The sequence below is a fragment of the Nioella sp. genome (assembly GCF_965215655.1).
Classification (GTDB): Bacteria; Pseudomonadota; Alphaproteobacteria; order Rhodobacterales; family Rhodobacteraceae; genus Nioella.
This window is the reverse complement of sequence record NZ_OZ244111.1, coordinates 122,957-148,702: the sequence shown is the minus strand read 5'-3', so window position 1 is coordinate 148,702 and position 25,746 is coordinate 122,957. Positions and strand designations below refer to the sequence as shown.

General features: G+C 64.1%; 25 protein-coding genes and 2 tRNA genes. 20 read left to right on the top strand and 7 right to left on the bottom strand.

Features of this window, described 5'->3' with window-relative positions:
• Positions 1–7: 7 nt before the first annotated feature.
• The 10 genes from ACOOEX_RS00750 (at position 8) to ACOOEX_RS00705 (ending at position 10,721) form a co-directional block, all read left to right on the top strand.
• Complete coding sequence (locus ACOOEX_RS00750) at positions 8–715, top strand: uroporphyrinogen-III synthase (RefSeq protein ID WP_420396685.1); 708 nt, start codon at positions 8–10, stop codon at positions 713–715.
• 96 nt (positions 716–811) lie between these two features.
• Positions 812–2,047, top strand: coding sequence for a COG4223 family protein (locus ACOOEX_RS00745; protein WP_420396684.1), 1,236 nt, complete (start codon positions 812–814; stop codon positions 2,045–2,047).
• Between the two features lie 11 nt (positions 2,048–2,058).
• The gene (locus ACOOEX_RS00740) at positions 2,059–3,642 is read left to right on the top strand and encodes a heme biosynthesis protein HemY (protein WP_420396683.1); all 1,584 of its coding nucleotides are present in this window, start codon (positions 2,059–2,061) and stop codon (positions 3,640–3,642) included.
• 43 nt (positions 3,643–3,685) lie between these two features.
• A tRNA-Thr gene (locus ACOOEX_RS00735) sits at positions 3,686–3,761 on the top strand.
• A 410-nt stretch (positions 3,762–4,171) separates the two neighbouring features.
• Positions 4,172–5,050: an alpha/beta fold hydrolase gene (locus ACOOEX_RS00730; protein WP_420396682.1), complete on the top strand. Its 879-nt coding sequence runs from the start codon at positions 4,172–4,174 to the stop codon at positions 5,048–5,050.
• Between the two features lies 1 nt (position 5,051).
• On the top strand, positions 5,052–5,960 hold the full coding sequence (locus ACOOEX_RS00725; protein ID WP_420396681.1) for a VOC family protein: 909 nt from the start codon (positions 5,052–5,054) through the stop codon (positions 5,958–5,960).
• Positions 5,961–5,963: 3 nt separating this feature from the next.
• Positions 5,964–6,755 (top strand): SDR family oxidoreductase, encoded by a 792-nt coding sequence (locus ACOOEX_RS00720; protein WP_420396680.1) that lies wholly within the window; start codon positions 5,964–5,966, stop codon positions 6,753–6,755.
• Positions 6,756–6,779: 24 nt separating this feature from the next.
• Positions 6,780–8,429: a thiamine pyrophosphate-binding protein gene (locus tag ACOOEX_RS00715; RefSeq protein ID WP_420396679.1), complete on the top strand. Its 1,650-nt coding sequence runs from the start codon at positions 6,780–6,782 to the stop codon at positions 8,427–8,429.
• A complete protein-coding gene (locus ACOOEX_RS00710; protein ID WP_420396678.1) occupies positions 8,426–9,235 on the top strand; it encodes an aspartate dehydrogenase in 810 nt (269 codons plus the stop codon). The genes ACOOEX_RS00715 and ACOOEX_RS00710 overlap by 4 nt, the downstream gene beginning before the upstream one ends.
• A 7-nt stretch (positions 9,236–9,242) precedes the next feature.
• On the top strand, positions 9,243–10,721 hold the full coding sequence (locus ACOOEX_RS00705; protein WP_420396677.1) for an aldehyde dehydrogenase: 1,479 nt from the start codon (positions 9,243–9,245) through the stop codon (positions 10,719–10,721).
• Between the two features lie 140 nt (positions 10,722–10,861).
• Here the strand turns inward: ACOOEX_RS00705 and ACOOEX_RS00700 are convergent, their stop codons facing one another.
• Complete coding sequence (locus ACOOEX_RS00700) at positions 10,862–11,668, bottom strand: IclR family transcriptional regulator (RefSeq protein ID WP_420396676.1); 807 nt, start codon at positions 11,666–11,668, stop codon at positions 10,862–10,864.
• Positions 11,669–11,812: 144 nt separating this feature from the next.
• Here ACOOEX_RS00700 and ACOOEX_RS00695 point away from each other — a divergent pair, with 144 nt between their 5' ends.
• The 6 genes from ACOOEX_RS00695 to ACOOEX_RS00670 all read left to right on the top strand — a co-directional run bounded on the left by ACOOEX_RS00695 (position 11,813) and on the right by ACOOEX_RS00670 (position 18,569).
• Positions 11,813–12,976, top strand: a complete 1,164-nt coding sequence (locus ACOOEX_RS00695; RefSeq protein ID WP_420396675.1) for an FAD-dependent monooxygenase — start codon at positions 11,813–11,815, stop codon at positions 12,974–12,976.
• The gene (gene dctP / locus ACOOEX_RS00690; RefSeq protein WP_420396674.1) at positions 12,960–13,931 is read left to right on the top strand and encodes a TRAP transporter substrate-binding protein DctP; all 972 of its coding nucleotides are present in this window, start codon (positions 12,960–12,962) and stop codon (positions 13,929–13,931) included. Before ACOOEX_RS00695 ends, dctP begins: the two co-directional genes overlap by 17 nt.
• A 156-nt stretch (positions 13,932–14,087) precedes the next feature.
• On the top strand, positions 14,088–14,504 hold the full coding sequence (locus tag ACOOEX_RS00685; protein ID WP_420396673.1) for a TRAP transporter small permease: 417 nt from the start codon (positions 14,088–14,090) through the stop codon (positions 14,502–14,504).
• Between the two features lie 3 nt (positions 14,505–14,507).
• Positions 14,508–15,824, top strand: a complete 1,317-nt coding sequence (locus tag ACOOEX_RS00680) for a TRAP transporter large permease (RefSeq protein WP_420396672.1) — start codon at positions 14,508–14,510, stop codon at positions 15,822–15,824.
• A complete protein-coding gene (locus tag ACOOEX_RS00675; RefSeq protein WP_420396671.1) occupies positions 15,821–17,383 on the top strand; it encodes a sulfatase in 1,563 nt (520 codons plus the stop codon). The genes ACOOEX_RS00680 and ACOOEX_RS00675 overlap by 4 nt, the downstream gene beginning before the upstream one ends.
• 4 nt (positions 17,384–17,387) lie before the next feature.
• Positions 17,388–18,569, top strand: coding sequence for an FAD-dependent oxidoreductase (locus tag ACOOEX_RS00670; RefSeq protein WP_420396670.1), 1,182 nt, complete (start codon positions 17,388–17,390; stop codon positions 18,567–18,569).
• Between the two features lie 6 nt (positions 18,570–18,575).
• On the opposite strand, the gene ACOOEX_RS00665 is transcribed toward ACOOEX_RS00670, so the two are convergent.
• From ACOOEX_RS00665 to ACOOEX_RS00645, 5 genes are read right to left on the bottom strand one after another with little or no spacing between them, the layout of a single operon-like run.
• Positions 18,576–19,100: a pentapeptide repeat-containing protein gene (locus ACOOEX_RS00665; protein ID WP_420396669.1), complete on the bottom strand. Its 525-nt coding sequence runs from the start codon at positions 19,098–19,100 to the stop codon at positions 18,576–18,578.
• Positions 19,097–19,825, bottom strand: coding sequence for an SDR family oxidoreductase (locus ACOOEX_RS00660; protein ID WP_420396668.1), 729 nt, complete (start codon positions 19,823–19,825; stop codon positions 19,097–19,099). The genes ACOOEX_RS00665 and ACOOEX_RS00660 overlap by 4 nt, the downstream gene beginning before the upstream one ends.
• Positions 19,822–20,874, bottom strand: a complete 1,053-nt coding sequence (locus tag ACOOEX_RS00655; RefSeq protein ID WP_420396667.1) for a Rieske 2Fe-2S domain-containing protein — start codon at positions 20,872–20,874, stop codon at positions 19,822–19,824. Before ACOOEX_RS00655 ends, ACOOEX_RS00660 begins: the two co-directional genes overlap by 4 nt.
• 12 nt (positions 20,875–20,886) lie before the next feature.
• On the bottom strand, positions 20,887–21,213 hold the full coding sequence (locus ACOOEX_RS00650; RefSeq protein ID WP_420396666.1) for a recombinase-like helix-turn-helix domain-containing protein: 327 nt from the start codon (positions 21,211–21,213) through the stop codon (positions 20,887–20,889).
• A 5-nt stretch (positions 21,214–21,218) separates the two neighbouring features.
• Complete coding sequence (locus tag ACOOEX_RS00645) at positions 21,219–22,175, bottom strand: hypothetical protein (RefSeq protein WP_420396665.1); 957 nt, start codon at positions 22,173–22,175, stop codon at positions 21,219–21,221.
• Between the two features lie 96 nt (positions 22,176–22,271).
• On the opposite strand from ACOOEX_RS00645, the gene ACOOEX_RS00640 reads away from it, so the two are divergent.
• A complete protein-coding gene (locus ACOOEX_RS00640) occupies positions 22,272–23,018 on the top strand; it encodes an IclR family transcriptional regulator (protein ID WP_420396664.1) in 747 nt (248 codons plus the stop codon).
• Between the two features lie 123 nt (positions 23,019–23,141).
• Positions 23,142–24,395, top strand: coding sequence for a DNA polymerase IV (locus ACOOEX_RS00635; protein WP_420396663.1), 1,254 nt, complete (start codon positions 23,142–23,144; stop codon positions 24,393–24,395).
• 44 nt (positions 24,396–24,439) lie between these two features.
• Here ACOOEX_RS00635 and ACOOEX_RS00630 read toward each other — a convergent pair whose 3' ends face one another.
• Positions 24,440–25,315 carry an N-formylglutamate amidohydrolase gene (locus ACOOEX_RS00630; RefSeq protein ID WP_420396662.1) on the bottom strand — a complete coding sequence of 292 codons (876 nt, stop codon included), beginning with the start codon at positions 25,313–25,315 and terminating at the stop codon, positions 24,440–24,442.
• Between the two features lie 136 nt (positions 25,316–25,451).
• Between ACOOEX_RS00630 and ACOOEX_RS00625 the strand changes: the two genes are divergently transcribed.
• Positions 25,452–25,526: transfer RNA gene (locus ACOOEX_RS00625), tRNA-Val, on the top strand.
• 66 nt (positions 25,527–25,592) lie between these two features.
• Positions 25,593–25,718, top strand: a complete 126-nt coding sequence (ykgO, locus tag ACOOEX_RS00620; RefSeq protein ID WP_012177066.1) for a type B 50S ribosomal protein L36 — start codon at positions 25,593–25,595, stop codon at positions 25,716–25,718.
• Positions 25,719–25,746: the final 28 nt, after the last annotated feature.

Here is a 25,746-nt window from a genome sequence, read left to right as displayed (position 1 = left end):
CACCCCGATGCCTGACAATGCCACCCCCCTGATCCTACTGACGCGGCCCGTTGCGCAAGCGAAGCGCTTTGCTGCTTGCTGCCGGGATACATTCGGTGATCGGGCAGAGGTACTCATCGCCCCGATGCAGGAGATCGTGCTGCTGGAGACGCCTGCGATTGCAGAGAATGCGGGCCTGATCTTCACCTCGGAAAACGGGGTCAGGGCCTATCAGGCAGCTGGTGGAAAATCGGGCCTCACCGCTTACTGCGTTGGGGACCGCACGGCGCGGGTCGCAGCGGAGGCCGGGTTGAATGCGCGCTCAGCCGGTGGTGCGGCGGGCGATCTGGTGGCGCTGATCAAGGGCTCGCAGCCGGAAGGCCCATTGCTGCATCTGCACGGGACCCATGTGCGCGGAGATATTGCAGAACAGCTAAATTCGGCAGGTTTCAGCGTTTCAGGGCATGTTGCCTATGACCAGCGCAGCCTGTCTTTGTCTGACGAGGCGCTAGCAGCTCTCACCGGCCCCCGCCGGATGATCGTGCCGCTTTTCTCGCCCCGCAGCGCGGCGCTGTTTGCTGCTGACCTGCCAACCGACGGCAACCCCGACCTGATCTGCATAAGCGATGCCACACGGGCGGCCCTGCCCGCATCCCTGCGCCTTACGGCCATTGTTGCCGATGCCCCGACCGGCGCGGCAATGCTCAAAGCGCTGGCGAGACAACTTAGCCCCTAGCCCTCGCAGGTGTGCCCATGCGAACCTATCTGTGACTCGGCGCTGCACCGGACGGGATTCTGTGGCGCGTATTGAATAAATTGAAGGAAATAGACGGTGGCCGACCCGAACACGACCCCCCAGGAGACCGACGAGACCCAGGACGACGCCGCACTGGCAGAGGCCGCACCCGACACCGATGAAACGGTGACGGATGCCGAGATCGTGGAGGAGCCCGCCCCCGTCGAAGAGCCTTCCGTTACGGAACCCGCCCCGCAGCCATCCGCAGCCGAACCGCGTCGCGGACCCGGCTTCGTGCCGCTGGTTCTGGGCGGTGTCGTGGCTGCCGGGTTGGGTTATGGCGCGGCCTTCATGGGGTTTGCCCCAACCACCCAGGACACGGGCGCGACCGAAACGGCGCTGGCCGCAATACAAACTTCGCTCGATGAACAGGCCGAGGCGCTTTCGACCCTGACCACCCGCGCGTCCGCGTTGGAAGGGCAGATCGAGGCCATCCCGCCCGCGCCTGAAGCCGTCGACCTTGGTCCGCTTTCCGAACAGATCGCCGCGCTTGGCACAAGGATTGACGCGACGGGCAGCCAGATCAGCGGCCTGACCGACCGGATCGCCTATCTCGAAACCCTGCCGCTTGGCGAAGGGGGCGAGGGCGCGGACAATTCCGCTGCCGTGGCCGCCGCCGTGGCACAGCTTCAGGCCGCGTTGCAGGAACAATCGGCGAGCCTTGCCGAGCAGCAGGCCGCGAATGCCGCCATGGCAGAACAACTCGCCGCCGCCGCCACCGCCGCCGAGGACCGCATCGCCGCCGCCGAAGCCCGCGCCGAAGCCCGCGTGGGCAGCGCCACCGCGCAGGCCGCCCTTGGCCAGTTGCGCATTGCGGTCGCTACCGGAGCACCCTTTGCCGGGGCGCTGGCCGATGTCGCGGACGGGGCTGGCGTGGACATGCCAGAGGCGCTGACCGCCGCCGCCGAAACCGGCGTTCCCACGATGGAGGAACTTCAATCCAGCTTCCCCGCCGCCGCCCGCGCCGCGCTGCCCATTGCCATTCGCGAAACCGCAGGTGAGGGCGCCATGAACCGCGTCACCGCCTTCCTGCAAAGCCAGGTCGGGGGCCGGTCGCTGGAACCACAGGAAGGTGACGGCGCCGATGCGGTCCTGTCCCGCGCCGAGGCGGCTTTGCGCGCCGGGGACCTGTCCGGCACCGTCGCCGAACTGGAAACCCTGCCCGCCGACGCACAAGCGGTCATGGCGGACTGGATGGCGTCCGCCCAGATGCGCCTCGACGCGATGGAGGCGATGGACAGCTTCGCCGCCGCGCTTGATGCCGCGAATTGAGGGGGACCGATATGCTTCTCTGGTCCGTCCTGAAAATCATCATCTTCCTGACCGTCGTGGTCGCGGCAGCCTTCGGCGTCGGTTACCTGCTGGAAACCGAGTCCATGCTGCTGATCACCGTGGCAGGCCGCGAATTCGCATTGACCCCTCTGTCGGGGGTCATTGCCGCTGTGCTGCTCTTGCTGCTGGTCTATGTGGCGCTCAAGCTGCTTGGTCTTCTTGTCGCCACCATCCGCTTCCTCAACGGCGATGAGACCGCCATTTCCCGCTATTTCAATCGCCGCGCCGAGCGGAAGGGCTATCAGGCCCTGTCCGAAGGGATGCTGGCGCTGGCATCCGGCGAGGGACGGTTGGCCATTCGCAAGGCCGAACGCGCCGAAGGCTACCTGAAACGGCCCGAACTGACCAACCTGCTTGTGGCCCAAGCCGCCGAGATGGCGGGCGATACCGCCAAGGCAACCGAGACTTACAAGCGGCTGCTGGCCGATGACACGACCCGTTTCGTGGGCATTCGCGGACTGATGAAGCAAAAGCTGGATGCCGGTGACACCGATACGGCGCTGAAACTGGCCGAGAAAGCCTTTGCCCTGCGCCCTCAGCATCACGAAGTTCAGGACACGCTGCTGACCCTTCAGGCCGGGCATGAAGACTGGGCCGGGGCACGCAAGACCCTTGCCGCCAAGCTCAAATCCGGTGCCCTGCCCCGCGACGTTCATAAACGCCGAGACGCGGTGCTGGCCCTTGCCGATGCCCGCGACGCACTGGCCGAGGGCAAGATCGACACCGCCAGCAAGGAGGCCACCGAGGCCAATCGCCTGTCCCCCGATCTGGTGCCCGCCGCCGTCATGGCCGCACGCATGGCAATCCAGGACGGCAAGCCCAAGATCGCCACCCGCGTGATCCGCAAGGCCTGGGATGCCTCCCCGCATCCCGACCTGGCCGCCGCCTTCGCCAGCATCGAGCCGGAAGAAACCCCCGCCGCGCGCATCAAGCGCTTCCGCGTCCTGCTGGCAAAGCACCCCGCCGATCCGGAGGTCAAACTGCTGGAGGCGGAACTGCACATCGCGGCAGAGGATTACGCCGCCGCCCGCAAGGCCCTTGGCGACCTGCCAGAAACCGCCCCCACGGCCCGCTCCCTGACCATCATGGCCGCCATCGAACGCGGGGAAGGCAGCGAGGATCGCGTGGTGCGCGGCTGGCTCGCCAAGGCGGTCACCGCCTCTCGCGGCCCGCAATGGACCTGCGAGAATTGCGGCCATGTCCACGCCACCTGGCAGCCGGTCTGCGAACATTGCGACAGCTTCGACACGCTGGCATGGGCCGAGGCTCCGCAAAGCGAGTCGGCCTTCGCCGGGACCGCCCAGATGCTGCCTCTGATCGTGGGCGCGCTGGAAGACCGCCGGGACGATCCCGAAATCGAAGACCCGGAACCGGAGGTTGTCGATGCCGCCCCGGTCGAAGAAACCCCCGCCGAGGTCACGGAAGACATGGCAGAAGAAAACGACCCGCATGCCCCCGGTCATGTATTGCCCGATATGGGCGAAGTTTCCAACGACGCGGAAACCTCCGAACCGGCGCGTACAGCCGCAAATTAGGACTGTTCAAGCGCGGGCAGGCTTGCTAAGAGCCAGCCCGCGTGCCGATGTAGCTCAGCTGGTAGAGCAACGCATTCGTAATGCGTGGGTCGGGGGTTCGAGTCCCTTCATCGGCACCATTTTTCTCGCTAAACCACTGGTTATTTGGTCGGCTCTCCGAAACTGTTGGGAAGCCGAGGCCGGTATTCCCCGATTCCTTTGGAAAATCGGCAACCGATCAAGTCCGCCTCTTGAGGCTGCGAGCGAGTTGAACCGGAACGACACCTCGCCGGATCGCATAGCCCCCTTGTCGGATCGCGGAAGGCGGTCGAGGTAAGAACCGATAGCACAGCCCCTTAATTCGACGAGCCATGGAATGATCCGTCGTGCCCTCCGGGATGTTTGACCGCAGCATCCGGGTTTTGCCACGCGCAATCGACTCACGCGCTGATTCTTGTGCGGAGCCTTGACATGTAGGGGCCTACGCTGCACTCTGGTTTGAACATGTTGTTCATTATTGAACTATTGATACCACCAGGCGACGGGAACGATGCTAGAAGCCAACACAGGAAGCGTGAATGCTGCCGCGAATTCCGGGCCAACGCCCGGGGTTTCCGCAGACATCACCTATATTGCGCGTCCCGGACCCGGACCTGTGGTCGTGTTCCTGCACGGGATCGGGTCGAACGCCACCTCCTTCGCACCGATTTTCGAGCTTCTGCCGCCAAGGTTCAGCCTGATTGCATGGAATGCTCCGGGCTATTCAGGCTCTGCCCCGTTGGCCATGGACTGGCCATTGGCGCGCAACTACGCGGACAGGCTGGCTCAGATGCTGGACGGGCTTGACCTTGGGCAGGTGCATATTGTCGGGCACTCGCTCGGCACTCTGATTGCGACAGCCTTTGCGCGTCGTTTCCCTAAGCGGCTGCTCAGCCTGACGCTGGCCGCTGCCGCCAAGGGCTACGGTGTGCCTCGCGGCGGGGTGCTGCCCGAAGGGGTGGGCAACCGGCTGACCGAGCTGGCACGCCTGGGTCCGGCGGTCTTTGCCCATGCCCGCGCGGGCAATCTGGTGCATGAACCTGCCCTGCATCCCGACATCGTGGCGCGGGTCGAGGCCGCAATGGCGCAAGTGAACCCGGACGGCTATGCACAGGCGGTCAGGATGCTGGCCTCTGGCGATCTGCCCGGCGATCTTGCCCGGGTCGCCGCACGCCCAGGATTCATTGTCGGCATGCAGGACCGGGTGACGCCGATTGCGCAGACACGCGCAGCGGCACAGGCCTGGGAAGCGGCACAGGGCATCCGCCCAACCATAACCGAAATCGACCAGGCGGGCCATGCGGTCTACCTTCAGCGGCCCGGCGCGTTCTGTTCGGCGCTGTTGGAACATATGGGTCTTGCAACCGCCAGCAAGCCCGAGGGAACTTGAGATGACCGAAGACCTCAGATTGCACCAGCTGCGCGGCATCGTGATGCGCGCACCCGGAATAACGGCGACGGCACCATTCTATACGGACCAATGGGGTCTGCACGTGGCCCATGAAGAGGATGGGATCACCTATCTGCGCGGAACCGGCGAGCAGCCCTTCATCTATGGTCTCAAGGACGACACGACCTACGGTATCGAATACATCCATTTCGGCATGCCGGACCGCGATGGTGTCGACAGGCTCTACCGGCAACTGGAGGAAAAGGGCGCGGATCTGCGCGGCGCACCGGGTGAGTTCGACGGGCCCTTCGGCGGCTACGGATTCGAGGTGGCCGACCCCGACAATCGCCGTCTGCGCATCACCTCCGACATTGCGCTGCGCGAGGCCGACGATGTTCATGCCTATCCGCGCAAGATCAGCCATGTGGTTCTGAACACGCCCGACATGGACGGGATGCAGAACTGGTACGAGGAGATGCTGGGCTTTCGCACCAGCGACTATTCCGCGGACCAGATGGTGTTCCTGCGGATCGGCAGCGACCACCACGCCATTGCGCTGGTTCGCGCACAGTATCCCTCGATCAATCACGTCGCCTTCGAGATGCCCGGCATCGACAGCTTCATGCGCGGCATCGGCCGGATGAAACAGATGGGGCAGGTGCCAAGCTGGGGGCCGGGGCGGCACGGGCCGGGCAACAACCCGTTTGCCTATTTCGTTTCTCCCTCGGGCTTCGTGATCGAGTTCACCTCCGAAGTGCAGCAGATCGACGAAGAAACGCATGAACCAAAGGTCTGGTCGCGCACCGACCCCGAGGCGATGGACCAGTGGATGACAGCGGGCCCGCCGACACCGGCACAGCGTGCGGTCATGGCCGGGCGGCCCGATCCAGGCTTTCCGAAGGAAGGCTGAGCGATGGACCTGGGGCTCAAAGACCGCTCGATCGTGGTTACTGGCGGAACATCCGGGATCGGGCTGGCATCGGTGCGTGTCTTTCTGGAGGACGGTGCGCGGGTGGCGCTTTGTGCCCGCGGGGCAGACCGTCTGGACTCCGTGGTGGCGGACCTGTCCCGTGACTTTGGGCCGGATCGGGTTCTGGGTCGCGCGGTCTCGGTGCTGGATGCAGCCGCGGTCTCGGGCTTCGCCGATGAGGTCCGGCAGGCCTTCGGAGGCTGCGACGCGCTTGTCACGAATGCGGGCCAGGGGCGCGTCTCGACCTATGCCGATACCGGCGACGCAGACTGGCGCGAAGAGTTGGAGCTGAAGTTCTTCAGCCAGCTTCACCCGATCCGCGCTTTTGAATCGATGCTGCGCCAAAGCGGCAGCGGCGCGATCGTCGCGGTGAATTCGCTTCTGGCCCTCCAGCCAGAGCCGCATATGGTCTGCACCTCGGCAGCACGTGCCGGCGTTCAGAACCTCCTGAAATCGCTGGCGACGGAACTGGCACCGCAGATCCGCGTCAATTCGATCCTGTTGGGGCTGGTGGACAGCGCCCAGTGGCAGCGCCGCTTCGAGGCGCGCGAGGACAAGGGCCAAAGCCGGGAAGAGTGGTTCGCGGCACTGGCAAGCGCGAATGCCATCCCGCTTGGCCGTCTTGGTCAACCTCAGGAACCCGCGCGCGCCATCGCCTTCCTCGCCTCACCCGCCGCCAGCTACATCACCGGCGCCAAGCTTGAAATCTCGGGCGGCGTGTCGCGCTTTGCCTGATTCCTGACGAAAGATCCAAGCCCCATGACCCAGACCGTTGGCCACCAGATTGCCCAAGCGCTTGCCGATGCGGGCGTAACGACCATGTTCGGCGTCATTTCGATCCATAATATGCCAATCCTCGACGCGGTGGCAGAACAGGGGCGTATCCGCTTCATTCCGGCGCGTGGCGAGGCGGGGGCGATGAATATGGCCGACGCCTTTTCCCGGGTCTCTGGGCAGTTGGGCGTGGCGCTGACCTCGACCGGGACGGCGGCGGGCAATGCAGCGGGCGCACAGGCCGAGGCGCTGACGGCCGGCAGCCGGGTGCTGCATCTGACCACTCAGATCGACCGGCCCTACATGGACCGGGATCGCGCCGCGATTCACGATGTGCCCAAGCAGCCAGAGATGTTGCGCGGGGTGTCCAAGGCCGTGTTCCGCATCTGGGACGAAACCGGCGTCCTGGGCACCCTGTCGGCAGCGATCCGCGCGGCGATGACGCCGCCAACCGGGCCGGTCAGCCTTGAAATTCCGGTCGATGTACAGCGCATTCCCGCCGTTTCCGGGCTGCCCCTGACCCCGCCGCGCCCGGCCCTGCCACCGGTGGAGGAGACCTCTCTCGATCTGCTGGCTGAGCGGGTGAAGGCTGCGAAACGGCCGATGATCTGGCTAGGCGGCGGGGCACGCGGGGCCGGAGCTGAGGCGCTGGAGCTTGTCGAACGCGGCTTCGGCGCTGTCAGCTCCACCCAGGGGCGCGCCGTTGTTCCCGAAAGCCACAAGGGCACGCTCGGGGCCTTCAACATGACACCCGAGGCGGAAGCGATCTATCAAAGCTGCGACCTGATGATCGTGGTCGGCTCGCGGCTTCGGGGCAACGAGACACGCAACAACAAGATGCCGCTGCCGCGCCCGCTGTTCCAGATCGACGTGGAGCCGACGCAGGGCGGGCGCAATTACCCGGTGGACGGGTTCCTGTGCGGTGATGCTGCGGTAACGCTGCGCGGCTTGCTGGATCGGTTGCCGGACACGCTTGGGACCGATCCGCAGTTGCATTACGACATCGCCGTTGCCCGCGCGAAATCGGAAGGTGCGCTGCGCGGGCGCCTTGGCCCTTACCAGGTTGTGGCCGATCACCTTTTGTCGGTGGTGCCGCAAGGGGGGCATCCCTGGGTGCGCGATGTGACGATCTCGAACTCCACCTTCGGAAACCGATATGTGCACATCGCTGCGCCGCATCTGGGTGTCCACGCCCTCGGGGGCGGCATCGGGCAAGGGATTGCCATGGCCATTGGGGCCGCGGCAGGATCAGAGTCGCGCACCATCGCGCTGATAGGCGATGGTGGTGCACAACTCGGTATTGCCGAGCTGATCACAGCGGTCGACGCGGATCTGCCGATCACGTTCGTGCTGATGAACGACGCGGCCTACGGCGTGATCGAAAACATCCAGGACGCGCAATATGACGGGCGGCGGCATTATTCCAAGCTCAAGACGCCCGATTTCCGTGTGCTGTGCCAGTCCATCGACATGCCGCATGTCCGCATTGACCGGATCGAGGACTTTCCCCAGGCCCTGGACGCGACCCTTGGCCGGGAAGGTCCCGCGGTCGTCGAAGTCGACATGGTCGCCATTGGCCCCTTCGCGGAATCCTTCGCAGGACCGCCCGCAGGGGCTGCGGGTGGCAAGACATGAGCCTTGGGCATGTGGTGATCATCGGGTTTGGCGCGATAGCCCGAGACCTGATTGATATTCTGGGCGCGCAGACCAGTGCCCCCGAGAAGGTAACCGTCCTTGTACGTCCCGGGCGCGAGGCAGAGCTTCGCGCGATGCCGGGGGCAGACACCTCGGTGACATCGGACCTGGCGGCGCTGCTGGCGACAGGCCCCGATGTGGTCGTGGAATGTGCCGGTCATCGCGCGGTGGCGCATTATGGTGCGACGGTGCTGGAAAGCGGCACGGACCTGATCCTTGCCTCTGTCGGCGCATTGGCGGATGCCGATCTGGCCCGCGAACTTGAGGCAGCCGCCCGCGCTTCCGGCGCGCAATGTGTCGTGCCTGCCGGTGCTATTGGCGGGATAGATGCACTCGGCGCGGCGCGGCTGTCGGGGCTGACGTCGGTTCGCTACACCGGCACGAAGCCGCCCTCCGCATGGGCCGGAACTCCTGCCGAGGAGGTGACCGACCTTGCCACGTTGACAACCCCCCTGACGTTCTTCGAGGGGACTGCGCGAGAAGCAGCGCGGCGCTTTCCCAAGAACGCCAATGTCGCTGCAACCCTTGCGATGGCCGGGCTGGGAATGGACAGGACCGAGGTGCGCCTTGTCGCGGACCCCGGCACAACGGAAAACACCCATGCCTTCAGCGTGGCGTCGCAGGCCATGGAGTTTTCCATGCAACTGGTCGGAAAGCCGTCGCCCGACAACCCCAAGACCTCTCGATCCACAGTTTACAGCATCGCACGTGCCGTCATGAATCGGCGTGCCGCGATCGCCATCTGAGGGCACCATGGAGCAGACATTTCGCGACAACCGGATCTTTGTCGGCGGCATCTGGCAAACGGGGCGCGGCGCACCGATCACCTCGCATTTCGCCGCAGAGGGGTGCGTGAACACCGTGATTAACGGCGCGTCGGCGCAGGATGTGGAACTCGCCATCGCCCGCGCGCGGGACGCGCAACCATCCTGGGGGGCGCTGAAACCGCACGAACGCGCGACGGTACTGTACCGCATCTCGGAGCGGATCGCCGCCAGTATAGAGCGGATCGCCTGGGTGCAGAGCCGGGACACCTCCAAGACGCTGACGGAAACCCGCGCGCTTGCGGCCTCGGCGGCGGCGACCTTCCGCTATTTCGCGGCCGTTGCGGAAACCTCGGACGACCTGCTGACCGTGCCACGCGGCGATTACATCACCGCCTCGGTCCACGAGCCGCTTGGGCTGGTCGCGGCGATCACGCCATGGAATTCCCCCATTGCATCCGACGCCCAGAAAATCGCCCCTGCCCTTGCAGCGGGCAATGCGGTGCTGCTGAAACCGGCCAGTTGGTCGCCATTGGTCAGCCTTGAACTTGCACAGATCGCCGAAGAGGCGGGCCTGCCCCAGGGGCTGTTGTCCGTCCTGCCCGGATCCGGGCGCGAGGTTGGCAATCTGCTGGTGGAACATAGCGATATCGCCAAGGTTTCGTTCACCGGGGGCACCGCGACGGGGCGCAGATTGGCCCATGCGGCGGCGGAAAAGCTGATGCCCGTTTCGCTGGAACTCGGGGGCAAGTCGCCGACCATCGTGTTCGAGGATTGCGACATCGATCTTGCCATCGCGGGAATCCTGTTCGGCATCTTCTCGTCTTCCGGCCAAAGCTGCATCGCCGGATCGCGCCTGTTCGTGCAGCGCAGCATCTTCGACACGTTCACCGAGCGACTGGTCGCCGCTGCGCAGGCATTGGTTGTCGGCCATCCCTTTGACGCGGCCACGCAGGTGTCGTCGCTGGTTCATCTCGACCATCGCGAGAGCGTGGAGCGCTATGTGGCCATGGCGCGCGATGACGGCGGAGACATCCTGTGCGGTGGCGCGCGGCCCGAGGCTGCGGCGCAGCAAGACGGTGCTTATTACCTGCCAACCATCATCGGCGGGCTCGACAACACCGCACGGACATGCCGTGAAGAGATTTTCGGTCCGGTGCTGGTGGTGATGCCCTTCGAGGACGAGGCTGACGTGATCGCGCAGGGCAACGACAATGACTACGGCCTGGCGTGCGGTATCTGGTCGACCGATCACCGCCGCTGCCAGCGAGTCGCCCGCGCCATCCGGGCGGGCACGGTTTGGATCAACACCTACAAGCAATTCTCGATCTCGACGCCCTTCGGCGGCGATGGTGACAGCGGCATGGGCCGCGAAAAAGGCCGCGCGGGCCTGCGGGCCTATCAACGGCAGAAGTCGATTTACGAGGATATGTCAGGCCAGCCGCACCCATGGGCCAGATGGCCTTAGCGACGTCCTCTCAGGGTTTTGCCCGGCACGCGCGACGGTTCCGCCTCTCGCCCGCCACCTCGCGCCTTGCACCAGCATCGCGCCACGAAATGTCGGGCGCCGATCTGACTTGCGACAGGAGCCTTCAGGCGCTCCGCCGGTCAGGTTTCTCCCCTTGGTGCGGTATAGCCCAAGGCAGCGGAGGCCCTGCGCGCCGCAGAGGTGACCGCATCGATCAGGGCGGAGTCGCGTCCCGTTCCACCGGCAGAGAACCGCGCTTCGGGGCCGGAAACGTTGATGCCCCCCACCACCTGCCCGGTATGATCGAAGATCGCCGCGGCGCAGGACCCGATGCCTGCCTCGAAATTCCCCTCGCTCCAGGCGAAACCTTCGGCCTTGTCATGGTGGGCCTGACGAATGATCGCCTCGATCGTCTGCGGTGTCTTGTCGGTTGCAGGCTCGGGCAGGTCGCCCGAAAAGATCTGCCGCAATTGCGTGTCGGAATGCTCCGCAAGAATGGCACGCCCGATGGACGACGCATGGGCCGACAGCCGCGACCCGGTGCGCACGTTGCTGACGAGATGCGAGTTGGGGGCCTCGCGTCCCAGATAGATGATGTCGCGCCCGTCAAGCACGCCCAAATGGGCAGACATGCCGGTGTCGCGACACAGATCTCTCAGGATAGGCTGGCAGACCTGGACCATGTCCCGCCCCTGAATGGCCTGCGCCCCGAGACTGACCAGCCCCGCCCCCAGACGATAGCCGCCACCATCGCCGAGTTCCTCGATCATGCGATGATCCGCAAGGGTATGGATCAGGCGGATCAGGGTCGTGCGGTTGATTCCGAGATCACGCGATACCGTCGACAGATTGCGTGCCCGATTTCCTGCACCGATGTAGTGCAGAAGTTTCAGGGCCCGCTCTACCGGGGGAACGGAATAGGGGGTCTGGGAAGCTGTGTCACCCATGAGAATAATCCTGTCCTTCAGGCAAAGCGGGCTGTCGGCGCAAGGACCCGCCCAACGGAAAACTATTGACCGCACGGGGCCACATAACCTATCTTTGAACATGTAGTTCAATATAGAACAATTGGCAATAGCAAAGGGGCGCGGGTGACACTTTCGATCGGCATATGTGGTGGCGGAATCGGTGGCCTGTGCGCAGCCATCGCGCTTGACCGCGCAGGGCACGATGTTCAGGTGTTCGAAAAGGCACGGGCGATCAACCGGGTCGGGGCAGATATCAACCTGACGCCAAACGCTGTCTTCGCATTGGATAAACTGGGCGTTGGCCCCTACCTGCGCGATAGCGCCGCCCGCCCCAGCTTTCGCATCAGCCGCGATGGCATTAGCGGCGAGGAAACCTCGCGCCTGCCAATGAGCGCGGCGGCCGAGGAAAAATACGGCGCCCCGCAACTGACGATCCACCGGGCCGACCTGCTGGACGCCCTGCGGGCGCAATTGCCCGATGACAGATTCCAGCTTGGCCGCGAGGCCGTTTCCCTGCGCCTCGATGAAAGCAAGGCAGAACTGGGCTTTGTCGATGGCACCAACGCGGCTTTCGATCTGGTGATCGGCGCAGACGGCATTCATTCGGTCGTGCGCACGGCGCTTTGGGGCGAAGATCACCCACGCTATACCGGCATGGTGTCCTATCGCGGGACATTTCCGCGCGACAAGGCTGCCGGGCTTCGCGATGCAGATGCCTTCACCAAGTGGTGGGGCGAGATGCCGGAAAAGCAGATTGTGACCTTCCCCCTCACCCAGGGCCGGGACATCTTCGTCTTTGCCACCTTGCCACAGGAAGAATGGTCCGAAGAAGGCTGGACATTGCCCGGCGATGTGGAAGAGCTGCGCCGCGCCTATGCCAATTTCCACGAAGACGCCCGCAAATTGCTGGATGCGCTGGATGAGGTCACCCGCTCTGCGCTGCATGTGCGAGATCCGATGCCGCAATGGGCCAAGGGGCGCGCGACGCTTCTGGGGGATGCCGCGCATCCGATGGTGCCCTTCATGGCACAGGGGGCCTGCATGGCCATCGAGGATGCGGTGGTTCTGGCCCGCGCGCTGGACAGTGACCCCGACGATATCGACGCCGCGCTCGCGCGGTATGAGACGGAACGCAAGCCCCGCACTGCGCGGGTCCAGGAAAGCTCGCTTGCCAATGACTGGCTCAAGAAAGCCGGCAATGCGGATTGGGTCTATGGGTACAATGCCTGGACCACGCCGCTCAATGATACCAATCACAACGGGAGTTCCCATGAAACACGTGTTTAGCACCGCTTTGGTTGCGGCGAGTCTTGCCATTGCCGCTCCGGCTATCGCCGATCCGGTCCAGATCAACGCCGTGACACTCGCCCCTCGGGCCGTCTACATCACCCAACCCTTCGCGCAATTCGTGGAGGAAGTGAACGAACGCTTCGCAGGCGAGATCGAGATCACCTGGCGGGGTGGCCCCGAGGTCATGCCGCCATTCGGGCAGGCCGAAGGCGTGCGTAACGGTGCCATGGGGATGACCTATACCAGCCCCAGCTACTACCAGGGCCTTGTGCCGACATCGGGCACGATGAACCTGTCCTTCCTGAACTACGAAGAAATCGCGGCCACCGACTACCATGAGCGGATGACCGAGCTTCACGCCGAACAGGGCCTTGCCTTCATCGGCGAGATCCCGGCCACGCAACTGAATTTCCAGATCTACATGGGCGAAGAAGTCACCAGCCTCGCGGATCTGGAAGGTCAGCGCATCCGTGTCTTCCCGACGCTTCTGCCTCTGGTTCAGGCCCTTGGCGCAGAGCCGATCGTTCTGCCCATGCAGGAGATCTACACAGCGCTGGAACGCGGCACCATCGACGGGTTCATGCAAGGCCCGCTCGGTCAGGCGGCACAGTTCGAGGGTCTGGTTTCGACGGTCATCCAGCCCGGTGTCTACCGTGCCGGTTTCCCGGTGCTGATGAACATGGACCTTTTCAACGAAATGTCGCCAGATCTTCAGGAGCGCTTCGTCACATTCCTGCGTGAAGATTTCGCGCCCCGGATGGACAATATCTGGGCCGACGACATCGCGACCGAGCGCGCCGCCCAAGAGGCTGCCGGATTCAACCATCTCATGCTGCCCGAAGACGAAGCCGCCCGCTACGAAGCGATGGCCATGGACGCGGCATGGGCGATGACAGCCGAAAATGCCGGTGCCGAAATCGCCGCCGAGCTTCGCGGGATGCTGGATCGCTGATAGCCTGACGAAACACGCAATTCGGCGGAGGCGGCTTACCGGCTCCGCCAGCGGCAAAACGGAAGGTCTCAGGTGGATCGGACCCTCACCCAGCTACGGCGAGTCTTCAGCGCCCTGAACCTGATTTGTGCCGTGATCGGGGCATGTCTGCTGTTCATGATCGCATCAATCATCTGCTTCGAGGTCACCATGCGCTGGCTGGGGGCCGGGTCGCAGCTCTGGGTGATCGAGGCCAGCGAATACTCGCTGCTGTTCATCACCTTTCTCGGCGCTCCCTATCTTCTGCAAAGGAACCTGCATGTGGTCATGGATCTGGTCTATGCCAGCCTGGCCGGGCGACCGCGCGTGGCGTTGCAACTGGTCAACGCGACCATCGGCTTCGTGCTTTGCGCGGTTCTGGCCGTCGTCGGTGTCAGCGTCGTGATCGAACAGTTCGAACTGGGCGTCCGGCAAGTGACCGTGATGCGGCCGCAAAGCTGGTGGATCACCGCTGCCCTACCCATCGGAATGGGCCTGATGGCCGTGCAATTTCTCGATCAGCTCGTCCGCACCCTTCGAGGGGAGCTTGTCTGAGCGATGGAATGGTATGTCACGCTCAGCATTATCCTGATCCCGCTGTTCATATTGATGCTGATGGGATTGCCGGTCGCCTTTTCCTTTCTCGCCGTCAATCTGGTCGGGTCCTACATCCTGATGGGCGGCTTTTCGGGGATCGAGCAGCTGATTCTCAACACCGTCGGTTCCGTGACCAGTTTCACCCTGATCCCGATTGCCCTGTTCATGATCATGGGCGAGGCGATGTTCCGGTCCGGGATCGCTATTGAATTGATGGACACGCTGGACAAATGGTTCGGCAAGGTGCGCGGTCGCCTCGCGCTGATGGCCGTTGGCGGCGGTGTTCTGTTTTCGACCCTGACGGGCAATTCCATGGGCTCCATCGCGTTGTTGGGGTCTTCCCTGACGCCCGAGATGGAAAAGCGCGGCTATGCCAAGTCGATGTCGCTTGGTCCCATCCTCGGGTCTTCCGGCCTCGCGATCATGATCCCGCCCTCTTCGCTGGCGGTTGTGTTGGGCGTGATCGGCGATATCTCCATCGGTCGCATCCTGATCGGCATCATCGTGCCGGGATTCGTGATGGCGCTGCTCTATGTCCTCTACATTCTGGGCCGCTGTCACCTGCAGCCGCATCTGGCCCCCACTTTCGATGTCCCGAAAGTCAGCCTGGGCGAAAAACTGCTGGCAACCGGCATCAACATCGTGCCGCTGTCGCTGATCGTCTTTTCGGTCGTCGGCGTCATCTTCCTGGGCATCGCGACGCCCAGTGAAGCCGCCGCGACCGGCGCATTCGGGACGCTGCTGCTTGCCGCGCTGCGCCGCCGGCTAACTCCGAAAGTGTTCGGAGAGACGATTTTTTCCAGTGCCAATATCTCGGTCATGGTGCTGCTGATCGTCTCGGGCGCGGTCACATTCTCGCAGTTGATGGCCTTCACCGGGGCCACCTACGGAATGGTCGATGCGGTTCTGAGCCTCGACATTTCGAATCACGCGATTGTCTTCATGATGATCATGCTGGTGGTGTTCATGGGGATGTTCATGGGACCGCTGCCGATCATGCTGATCACGCTGCCGATCTTCGTGCCCGTCGTGCAGCAGTTCCAGATGGACCTGATCTGGTTCGCTGCCCTGTTCCTTGTCGCGATCGAAACCGGGGCGACCTCGCCACCATTCGGGGCGGCATTGTTCGTGATGAAGGCGGTGGCCCCCAAGGGCACGACCATGGGCGACATCTACCGCGCGGCGGTGCCCTTCATCCTGCTGGATCTGCTGGCGATCCTGCTGATCTTCTTCATTCCGGAGTTGGTAACCTACCCGGTCGACCTGATGTTCCGATGAGCCGCCCGAACGTCCTTGTGATCATGACCGATCAACAGCGTGCCGATCACCTCGGCTGCTACGGCAACAGCATCGTGCGGACACCCAATATCGACGCGCTGGCCGCGCGGGGGACTCGGTTCGACCGGTTCTATGTCGCCAACCCGATCTGCCAGCCAAACCGCGCCGCACTTGCGACGGGGCAACTGACCTCTGTCAACGGCTGCCGTCAGAACGGCATTCCCCTCGGACTGGACTGCACGACCTACGCAGACGTGCTGCGCGCGGCAGGCTATCAAACGGGGCTGGTTGGCAAAGCGCATTTCCAGAACGTATCCCCAGTGCCCGCGCGCATGCCCGCGGCTGCGGGAAATGGTGCTGCACCACACGCCCCCTTCGATCTGGCACGCAGAAGCCAACGTCGCGGGGCCGACTACGAGCACGAGACTCGCACAGGCTGGATCGACAACCCGGACCGAGAGGTGCCAGCCCCCTATTACGGCTTCGACCATCTGCGGCTGTGCATCGGCCATGGCGACCAGGTGGAGGGGCATTACACCGGCTGGCTGCGCGACCGTCTGAACGGCGCGCCCGATCCGCGCGGACGCAAGGCGGCGCTTGGCACGGACGCCAATGACACGCCGCAGCTGTGGCGCACGGCAGTACCCGAGGCGCTGTATCCCACGGCCTTTGTGGGCGAGGAGACCTGCACCTTCCTGCAGGATCAAGGCGATGATCCCTTCCTTCTGGTGGCATCCTTCCCCGACCCGCATCACCCGTTCACGCCACCGGGCCGCTATTTCGACATGTATGACCCGGCCGATATCCCCCTGCCCGAAAGCTTCGGCCATCGAACCGCCGCCCGCACCGACCTGCCGGACCATATCCAGCGGGTCTACGAAATCGGGGCCGAAAAGCCCGATGCCTATTGGCCGTTCCACTGCGACGCCGAGACCACACGCCGAATGATCGCGCTCAACTATGGTGCGATTACCATGATCGACGACTGGGTCGGCCGGATCCTGGATACGCTGGCGCAAAGCGGCAAGGCGGCGAATACCATTGTCATCTTCATGTCCGATCACGGCGACTACATGGGGGACCATGGTACGGTGCTCAAACATGGGCTGCACAGTCACGGGCTGATCCGCGTGCCGCTGATCTGGGCCGATCCACGACGCGAGGCGGGTGTATCGACGGTGCAGGGCAGTGCCATCGACTTCGCGCCGACCTTGCTGCAAAGCGCCGGACTGAAATCTCCCGTTGGCATGCAGGGGCGTGACCTGCTGGCAGAAGATGCGGAAAACCTGCCTGTGCTGATCGAGGATTCCGGCCTTGCCTTTGCCAGTGACGACGGGCGCACCGCAAGCCGGACGCTGGTTCATGACGGCTGGCGGATGACCGTTTTCGAAGGCTCGGAACTGGGCGAATTGTTTGATCTGGACGCGGATCCGCACGAGTTGTCGAACCTCTGGGCCGATCCAACCTTTGCCAACCGGAAGGCTGCCATGATGCAGCAGCTTGCCCTGCGCATGATCGCGCTCCGCGACACGTCCCTCCTACCCACACATCAGGCCTAGACCCATGCAGAACACTCCCCTCAATATCCTGATCGTCGGCGGAGGCATCGCCGGGTGCTGCGCGGCCATCGCGTTGACGCAAGCAGGTCACCGGGTCCGAATCGTCGAAAAACAGGATGCCTGGCGGTTTCAGAGCTCGGGCATCTTCGTCTATGCCAACGGCCTTGTCAGCCTGCGCAGGCTTGGCCTGCTTGAGGATATCCTGGCGGCGGGTTTCGCTGTGCCCGAGGGGCGCAACGCCTATTTCGACCATCTCGGCCAGCCGATCGTGGACACGTTCTACCCTGCTGCGGATGGGGGCGAGATCCCCGCGATCCTCGGGATCAAGCGGGCCGAGATGCACCGTGTCATGGCGGCACGGGTGAACGGCCTGGGCGTGCCGATACACCTGGGCACCACGGTGAAGGCGCTGAAAGAGGGGGCCGAGGGCATCACGGCCACGCTGTCGGATGACAGCGCGGAACGCTTCGATCTGGTGATTGGTGCCGACGGGCTGCGCTCGTCGGTACGGGCGATGGTGAGTATCGAGATTGCCCCGCGATATACCGGGGTCGGGGTCTGGCGGTCCGTGCATCGCAGACCGGCGGAGCTGACCGACAAGATCATGATGATGGGCCCCGCCAAGCGCTTCGGCATCATGCCGATCAGCGATGATCTGCTTTATACGTTCGGAACCGTGGCCGAACCGGAAGACAGCCACTACGCGCCGGCCGATTGGCCCCGGCTGATGGCCGAGCGCTTCGCCGAGTTCTGCGACCCTGCAGCGCCCTTCCTCGCGGAATTGGACGCAAAGTCCGAGCTGCTCTTCACCAAGGTCGAGGAAATCGTCCTGCCCTTGCCATGGCACAAGGGGCGGGTTCAGCTGATCGGCGATGCGGCACACGCCTCGACCCCCTTCATGGGGCAAGGGGGCGCGATGGCCATGCAGGATGCCGTGGTTCTGGCCGATGCACTCTCTGCCCATGACACGCTTGAAACGGCGCTGACGGCGTTCGGACAGGCGCGGTTTCCGGTCTGCGCCTTCGTGCAGGATGTCTCTCGCGCCGTGGGAGAGGCGGGCGCGCAAGAAACCGCAGGCGGTACCGCCGAACGCCATGCGGAGATGCGGGCGACGGCGCAGGGAAAGGTGGACGGGTTCTATCGCAAGCTTGAGGATTTGACCGAGGCTGGCCGCTTCGAAAGCTGAGACCGCCTAGCCCGGCAAGCGCAGCCGCCCCGATATCTCCGCCTCATGGTGGTTCAGGGTGCCAATCCCTGCCCCGGCGGTCCAGAATCCCCCGAGTATCTCGGTTCCCTGCATATCGACCCGCCCTCCGATGTCGGCGCCCTCAAGCGTCACATTGGCCATCATCAGCGAGTCCCGCATCGACAGGGTGCCAAGTCGGGCACCGGCAAGGGACAGCACACCCTGCACCACGGTTGCGTCAAGGATCACATCGCTTGCGGTCAGCCCGTCGGCACGCAGGTCGGTGCGAAAACTCGCGCCGCTGAAATCGCATTGTCCCCGCACCGTCGCTTGCCGCAGCCATGACAGGCCATGAAACCGTGCGCCCCGCGCGCTGAGACCGCCGTTCAGCACAGCACCCGACAAGTCGAAGCCCCGCAGGTCAAGACCATCAAGCACCAAAGGCGTGTCCAGAACGAGTCTGCGGGCATCGACATGTTCGCCATGCCGCCACGGTTTCTTAAGCTCGGTCAGAAGGTCCGCCCCGGTCATGTGAACACGAAGCCCCGGTTGACCGGCAGCACCTGCCCGGTCAGCGTCAAGGCCGCTTCGCTGAGTAGAAAGGCCACGATTCCCGCGACATCCTCGGGCGGCTGCGGTCCGGGCACGGCGCGGCCCGCGCCATATTGATCATGGCGTGCCTTGGGCACGTATTCGGTGCTTTCAGTGGTCAGGATGCCTGGCGCAATGGCGGTCACGCCGATCCCGTCTGTCCCCAGTTCCCGCGCCAGTGCCCGCGTCATCGAGATCACCGCGCCCTTCGAGGCCACGTAGGTCATCAGGTTGGGTGCGCCCCACAGCGCGGTATCAGAGGCCACATTGACGATCCGCCCGGACCCCGAGGCGCGCAGGGCGGAGGCTGCGGCGCGGGTCATCAGCCATGTGCCGCGTACATTGACCTCCATCACCCGGTCCCATGTCTCGATATCGACATCCTCGAAGCCGATGCCCCCGATGCCGGTGGCAATCGCCCCGTTGTTGAACAACCCGTGCAGCGGCCCGTCCAGCGCCGTGCCAAGAGCCGCGACGCTGGACGGATCGCGCAGGTCGAGGGGGTGGAAGCTGGCTGAGAGCTCATCCGCCACGGCGCGGCCTTCCTCCTCCAGGATATCGGCAAGGATCAACGTCGCGCCCGCCTCTGCCAGATAGCGCGCGATTACCGCGCCAAGCCCGCGTGCCGCGCCGGTTACCAGAATGCGCCGTCCCGCCAGACTCATTGCGCGGCCACGCCGTCGGCGGCGGCATCCTCAGCCTCGATCTGAGCGCGGGCCAGGCGGTTCAGGGCGCGGCGCAGATGCGCAAGGCCGATGTCATGCTGATACAGCATCTCGCGCCGTCGGGCGTCGTCGGGCATGCCTTCCAGCATCACCCGGTCCTGTTCCAGAACGTTCCAATGCCGTTCCTCCAACCGCGCGCGGAACAGGAAACGCCAGCTGTCACGCTCGAACCCCTGCACCTTGCGCATCCGCCAGAAGAACACCTTGCAGCGCTGCGGCCCCATGGGCAGGACGTAACCAACGATCCGCATGTTGCCGCCCGGTCCCGCCGAGGCGGGATAGGGAATGTCGAGGTGACAATACATGCCGCCTTCAGGGGTTTCGAATTCGACCCAATCGAAATTCTCGCCGGTCTGACCCACACGCGCCACGCGGAAGCCGCCCTCGCGGTTGTCCAGTTCCAGCAGGTCCTGCTTGGACCCGAAGGCCAGGGTGAAACTTTCCGCATGCAGATAGCAGCCGTGCATCGGATCGGCGAGGTTGTCGAGCGCGTAGCGATAGTTCACGTCCCAGATCGCCGTACATAGAAACCCTGCCCAATCCGGGTCGGTCAGCTCAGGGGACAGCGGCAATTCGGGCGGTTCTGTCGCCTCGTCGGAAGACATGAACACGAAAACCGCGTCGCTATGTTCAGCCACGTGGTACGAGCGCAGGGCCTTGCGCCCCTCCATCGGGCAATCGGGCATGGCGGGCACCTGCTGCACGGTGCCGGTTCCATCGACCACGACGCCGTGATACCGGCAGCCGATATGTTCCCCGTGGATCTCGCCATAGCTGAGCGGCGCCCCCCTGTGGGGGCAGAAATCCTCGATGCACTGAACCTGCCCGTCCGACCGGCGCCACATAACCAGTTTTTGCCCAAGCGCCACGACGCCGAAGGGGCGGTCCCCACGGATCTCCACCGATTTGGCGACCGGATACCATTGATCGCGGACGCCTTCGTTCACGCGGGCCTCGATCCGGGCCCTCATCTCTGCTGATACTGCCATGATGTCCTCCGTTCAGGCTCCGAAACCGTTTTCGAGATAGGCCGCGTCCAGATCGGCGTTGATTGCCTGCAACTCGGCCGCAAGTGTGTCTGGCGTCCAGTCGGGTTTGCCGCTGGAAGGCCGGATGACGGCGCGGACGGTCAGCGCCTCGGCCAGCGCGGCTTGCCCGGTGATGCCTTCGCCATAGATCGCCATCAGCGCCTCGGCCAGATCATCCTCGGCCTGGCTGAGCGGACGGCCCCGGCCCTGGTTGGCCAGTTCCGGGCGGCCCGCGGCGCGCGCGGCGGCCATCATCGCCTTGAAGGCGTCGGGGCGTTCAGCGTTGCCTTGCGTGCTCATGATCCTCACCCCTTGCGGTAAACGGCGCCATCGTCGCCGGAGGTTCCGATAACGGTCCAGACCGTCGCCGGGCCGACGCCCGGATTGCGCAGGTAATGGGCCTGCCCGGCGGGCGTCTTGATCAGGTCACGGGGGCCAAGCTCGACGCTGGCTTCCGTGCCGTCCTCCTCGACCCAGACAACCTCGACGCTGCCCTCGATACACAGATAGGCATCCTCGACCGTGCGGGTGAAGGGGGCCAGTTTCGCGCCCATGGGCAGGCCCCACATTTCCTTGCGGGTGCTGTCATGTTGTACCGCGCCGGGTGCGTCGCCGACATAGACCTTGCGGGTAAAGCCCGCCTCTTCCCAGATCGTCGGCAACTCGGTGTAGCGCACCACATATTCCGACATCAGCTTCTGGATCTCGTGGCTACCGTTTGGGTCGTAGGCCATGGTCTTGCCTGGTTCCGCGCCGAAAGTGCGGGCCAGTTCGGCGGGGTGCTCCTTGGGGTGATAGTGGTAGACGGGCGGCAAGGGTTTGCCCACATCGACCGAGATCGACATGATCACCGGCTCGACCCCGTCGACCCGAAAGCCGTGGCCGATTTCGCGGGCGTTGAGGATCATGTCCTTGGGGCCAAGATTGACCTCCACCACCTCGCCATGCTTTTCCCAGCCGACAATCAGCGCACCCGAAAGGATCAGGAAGCTTTCCTCGATCTCGTGGCTGTGGCAGGCGGCATAGCGGCCGGGTTCCTTGTAGATCAGGCTGAGCGTGAAATTGTCCGCTTTCAGGGTCGAGGGATCGCCCACCTTGGGCGAGCCACCGGCACCGATATAGCGCATCTGCGCCCGCGCCAGTTCATCGAACCCGGCATTGGAGGGAAAGGCGTTCCAGTCAAAGGCCTTGTCGACAAAGCGCCCGGTATGGGCCTTCATCCGATCTGCAAGGCTGGCCTGAGGGGTTGCGGCGATGTTCATGACGATGCTCCCTTTTGAATTTGCTTGACCACAGACTAGGCTTGGGGGTTTCGTTGGAAAGATTGTGTTTTACCGGTGAAACGTTTTGGAGAGGTCATGAGCGACGAAGACCCGTATTCCGTGCCCGCGCTCGTGCGTGGGCTGACCCTGTTGCAGACCTTCTCGCCGCAACGCCCCGAACAGACGATGTCGCAACTGGCAAAATCGCTTGGGATTACCAGATCGGCGGTGTTCCGCACGGTACACACGCTTGTGCAAGAGGGGTTCCTGCTACCGGTTCGGGACGGCAAAACCTACCGGCTTGGTCCGGCAGTTCTGCGGGTCAGTTATGGGTATCTTGCCAGCCGGGAATTGCTTGAAGTCGCACAAAAACCGCTCGAAGCGTTCCGGGACGAGCAGGATTGGTCCGGGCATCTGGGTGTTCTGGACGGGCGACATGTGCTCTACCTGATTCGGCTGGCGGCCTCCGACGGGCTGTCGTCCCTCGTCCATGTCGGAAGCCGGCTGCCGGCAACGCTGACCGCCATGGGACGGGTGCTGTTGACCCAGAAGACCGAACCGCAGCTCCGCCGCTTGCTCGATGGTCAGCCGAAAGCGGCCATCGAAAAGGCTGTTTCCGCCTGGCAGGAAGATTGCAAGAGCCCGTCGGTCATCCACAATGGCAGCTTCGAAACCGGGCTGTGCAGCGTCGCCGCACCGATCTACGACATGTCCGGCGGCATCGTAGCGGCAATAAGCGCGACGAAGCAGACAGATGCCGTGCCCGACCTGGTGGAGCAGGACATCCTGAAAACGGCCAGAATGATCAGCCGCGCCATGGGGTGGAAAGCGCCAGAGGCCTGAACATGTCCACCATGGACGGCGCGGCCCGGGACAGCCCCGATTGGCTCCGGTTGCTTTGTGGCGCGCTCTGACAGAGATTGGGGCCATGGGACATGACCCGCCCCACCCAAACAGCCCGGACACATGCCTTCCCTCTGCCGCGACTGCCTGACCCCATTTGACACCGGCGCCCGATGCCCCGCCTGCCGGCGGCCAAGGATCGTATCGCATCCGGAGCTTTTTGACCTGTCCATCGCGCATATGGATTGCGACGCCTTCTATGCCTCGGTCGAAAAACGCGACAATCCCGAGCTGCGCGACAAGCCCGTGATCATTGGCGGCGGCAAGCGGGGCGTGGTCTCCACCGCCTGCTATATTGCGCGAATCAAGGGGGTGCGCTCGGCCATGCCCATGTTCAAGGCGCTGGAGCTCTGCCCCGAGGCGGTGGTCGTCCGGGGCCGGATGGAAGTCTATGCCGCCGTGTCGAAACAGATCCGCGCGATGATGGAGGAGATGACCCCCTCCATCGAGCCGCTGTCGCTGGATGAGGCGTTCATGGACCTGACCGGTACCGCGCGGCTGCATGGTCGCCCGCCCGCCGTGATGCTGGCGCGGCTAGTGAAGCGGATGAAGGACGAGATCGGGATTACCGGGTCGATCGGCCTGTCCCACAACAAGTTCCTCGCCAAGATCGCCTCCGACCTCGACAAGCCGCGCGGATTCTCGGTGATCGGACAGGCCGAGACGATGGATTTTCTGGAACAGAAACCGGTGCGCATGATCTGGGGTATCGGCGAGGCCGGTCAGGCCTCTCTCGACAAGGTGGGCATTCGCACCTTCGCCGATCTGCGCCGGTGGGACCGCGAGGATCTGGTGGCGCGTTTCGGGTCCATGGGGGACCGGCTGTGGCATCTGGCGCGTGGGCAGGACAGGCGGCGCGTCAGCCGCGATGCGCCGATGAAAAGCATATCGTCCGAGACGACCTTCTTCGAAGACATCTCGGACCCCGACCTGCTGGACGGGCACCTGTGGCGGCTGGCCGAGAAGGTGTCGGACCGGCTGAAGGCCAAGCGGTTGGCGGGGCGCGTGGTGGTGCTGAAGCTGAAGCGGTCGGACTTCCAGCTGATCACACGGCGGCGCAGCCTGACCGACCCCACCCAGATCGCCGACCGCATCTACCGTGCCGCGCGCGGGCTGTTTGACAACGCCCCCCATACCAAGCCCTACCGGCTGATCGGGGTGGGTCTGGCGGATCTGCTGCCCGAGGATATGGCCGACCGGTCCGGCAACCTTCTGGATCCGCAGGAGGCCGCCAGGATCAAGGCCGAGCGCGCGGCGGACGAGATTCGGAAAAGGTTCGGCGGTGACGCGATCCTGAAAGGGCGGTCCCTGCGCTGACGGTGCCTCCGGGGCCAGCACGCGGCTTCGAAACCGCGTCCGCCCTATTCAGCCGCCATCGGCAAGGAATCCTCGCCCCGGATCATCAGCCGCAACACCCCGGTCACCAGTTTCTTGACGCTCTGGAAATTGCCATTCGGGCGGATCAATTGTTCGTTCATGTAGAGCGACCGGTCGATCTCGATCTGCACGGCGTGTCGCCCGCGCGATGGCCGCCCGTAATTCTGCGCGATATAGGCCCCGGCGAAGGGGCTGTTGCGGCTGACCACCAACCCGGCGACAGAAAAGCCCGCCTCCAGCCGATCCACGAATCCCACTGCCGCCGATGCGCCGAACCGGTCGCCCAGAACCACGTCAGGCCGCGCCTGTCCGGGGCCGCGCGACATTGCATCCAGCGCTTCATGTGGCATCGAATGAAAATCCAGCAGCACCGACTCGCCGCAATCTTCCAGCGACTCCCGCACCAATCCTTCAAGGCAGGCGTGATAGGGTTGCCAGACCTTCTCGATCCGCTCCTCTGCCTCCTCCCGGCTCAGCTTGCCGCGATAGATCACCCGTCCCCCGGCCACGACCCGGGGAATCACCCCAAGGCCAGAACTGATCCGCGGATTGACCGCGCTGCGCCGCACGCCCTCGATCACCGCCGGATCGAGCTCGTCATTCGAACGGTTCAGATCCACGAAGGCGCGGGGGTATTCGGCGGCCAGCAGCGGCGCGCCAAGAGCGGGGGCCTCGGCCACCAGCATATCGACAAAGGCGTCCTCGGACGACCGGATCGCGCGCTCGTCCAGCACAGTCCGCCGGATGAAGCTCCACGGGTAGTGGCGCCCCGAATGCGGCGAGGCGACGATCACGGATCCGACCCGGCTTTCGGGCCTTTCCAGCCGGTAAGCGGCGCGGTATTCGCTGGACTCGGTCATGGGAATTATCATTACCCGAATTTTGTGGCCTCAAAAGCCCTTGAACACCATCCCGACTCCTTTTATAGACCGCCTACCCAACGTGGCAGGGGCTGCGGCTGGCATGTATGTGTCGGCTTGGCCTTTGCAAATCAGGGGGCGATTAGCTCAGCGGTAGAGCACTTCGTTGACATCGAAGGGGTCACTGGTTCGATCCCAGTATCGCCCACCATCTTCCCTTGGTAACAAGGGGTTAACCCAAAGGCGCATCGCCGCGCCGCGACGAAGGAGAGGCCAGATGAAGGTCAAGAACTCGCTCCGCTCGCTCAAGCAGCGTCACCGCGATTGCCGCGTCGTGCGCCGCAAGGGCCGCGTCTACGTCATCAACAAGACGCAGCGCCGGTTCAAAGCCCGCCAGGGCTGAGCCACAGCAGATTTCGCATGAAAAAGCG

What these genes read in the sequence shown, in the direction of transcription:
- ACOOEX_RS00750 (WP_420396685.1), top strand. Translation starts at nt 8, where the DNA reads ATGCCTGACAATGCCACCCCCCTGATCCTACTGACGCGGCCCGTTGCG.
- ACOOEX_RS00740 (WP_420396683.1), top strand. Translation starts at nt 2,059, where the DNA reads ATGCTTCTCTGGTCCGTCCTGAAAATCATCATCTTCCTGACCGTCGTG.
- ACOOEX_RS00730 (WP_420396682.1), top strand. Translation starts at nt 4,172, where the DNA reads ATGCTAGAAGCCAACACAGGAAGCGTGAATGCTGCCGCGAATTCCGGG.
- ACOOEX_RS00725 (WP_420396681.1), top strand. Translation starts at nt 5,052, where the DNA reads ATGACCGAAGACCTCAGATTGCACCAGCTGCGCGGCATCGTGATGCGC.
- ACOOEX_RS00720 (WP_420396680.1), top strand. Translation starts at nt 5,964, where the DNA reads ATGGACCTGGGGCTCAAAGACCGCTCGATCGTGGTTACTGGCGGAACA.
- ACOOEX_RS00715 (WP_420396679.1), top strand. Translation starts at nt 6,780, where the DNA reads ATGACCCAGACCGTTGGCCACCAGATTGCCCAAGCGCTTGCCGATGCG.
- ACOOEX_RS00710 (WP_420396678.1), top strand. Translation starts at nt 8,426, where the DNA reads ATGAGCCTTGGGCATGTGGTGATCATCGGGTTTGGCGCGATAGCCCGA.
- ACOOEX_RS00705 (WP_420396677.1), top strand. Translation starts at nt 9,243, where the DNA reads ATGGAGCAGACATTTCGCGACAACCGGATCTTTGTCGGCGGCATCTGG.
- ACOOEX_RS00700 (WP_420396676.1), bottom strand. Translation starts at nt 11,668, where the DNA reads ATGGGTGACACAGCTTCCCAGACCCCCTATTCCGTTCCCCCGGTAGAG.
- dctP (WP_420396674.1), top strand. Translation starts at nt 12,960, where the DNA reads ATGAAACACGTGTTTAGCACCGCTTTGGTTGCGGCGAGTCTTGCCATT.
- ACOOEX_RS00685 (WP_420396673.1), top strand. Translation starts at nt 14,088, where the DNA reads ATGATCGCATCAATCATCTGCTTCGAGGTCACCATGCGCTGGCTGGGG.
- ACOOEX_RS00680 (WP_420396672.1), top strand. Translation starts at nt 14,508, where the DNA reads ATGGAATGGTATGTCACGCTCAGCATTATCCTGATCCCGCTGTTCATA.
- ACOOEX_RS00675 (WP_420396671.1), top strand. Translation starts at nt 15,821, where the DNA reads ATGAGCCGCCCGAACGTCCTTGTGATCATGACCGATCAACAGCGTGCC.
- ACOOEX_RS00670 (WP_420396670.1), top strand. Translation starts at nt 17,388, where the DNA reads ATGCAGAACACTCCCCTCAATATCCTGATCGTCGGCGGAGGCATCGCC.
- ACOOEX_RS00665 (WP_420396669.1), bottom strand. Translation starts at nt 19,100, where the DNA reads ATGACCGGGGCGGACCTTCTGACCGAGCTTAAGAAACCGTGGCGGCAT.
- ACOOEX_RS00660 (WP_420396668.1), bottom strand. Translation starts at nt 19,825, where the DNA reads ATGAGTCTGGCGGGACGGCGCATTCTGGTAACCGGCGCGGCACGCGGG.
- ACOOEX_RS00655 (WP_420396667.1), bottom strand. Translation starts at nt 20,874, where the DNA reads ATGGCAGTATCAGCAGAGATGAGGGCCCGGATCGAGGCCCGCGTGAAC.
- ACOOEX_RS00650 (WP_420396666.1), bottom strand. Translation starts at nt 21,213, where the DNA reads ATGAGCACGCAAGGCAACGCTGAACGCCCCGACGCCTTCAAGGCGATG.
- ACOOEX_RS00645 (WP_420396665.1), bottom strand. Translation starts at nt 22,175, where the DNA reads ATGAACATCGCCGCAACCCCTCAGGCCAGCCTTGCAGATCGGATGAAG.
- ACOOEX_RS00640 (WP_420396664.1), top strand. Translation starts at nt 22,272, where the DNA reads ATGAGCGACGAAGACCCGTATTCCGTGCCCGCGCTCGTGCGTGGGCTG.
- ACOOEX_RS00635 (WP_420396663.1), top strand. Translation starts at nt 23,142, where the DNA reads ATGCCTTCCCTCTGCCGCGACTGCCTGACCCCATTTGACACCGGCGCC.
- ACOOEX_RS00630 (WP_420396662.1), bottom strand. Translation starts at nt 25,315, where the DNA reads ATGACCGAGTCCAGCGAATACCGCGCCGCTTACCGGCTGGAAAGGCCC.
- ykgO (WP_012177066.1), top strand. Translation starts at nt 25,593, where the DNA reads ATGAAGGTCAAGAACTCGCTCCGCTCGCTCAAGCAGCGTCACCGCGAT.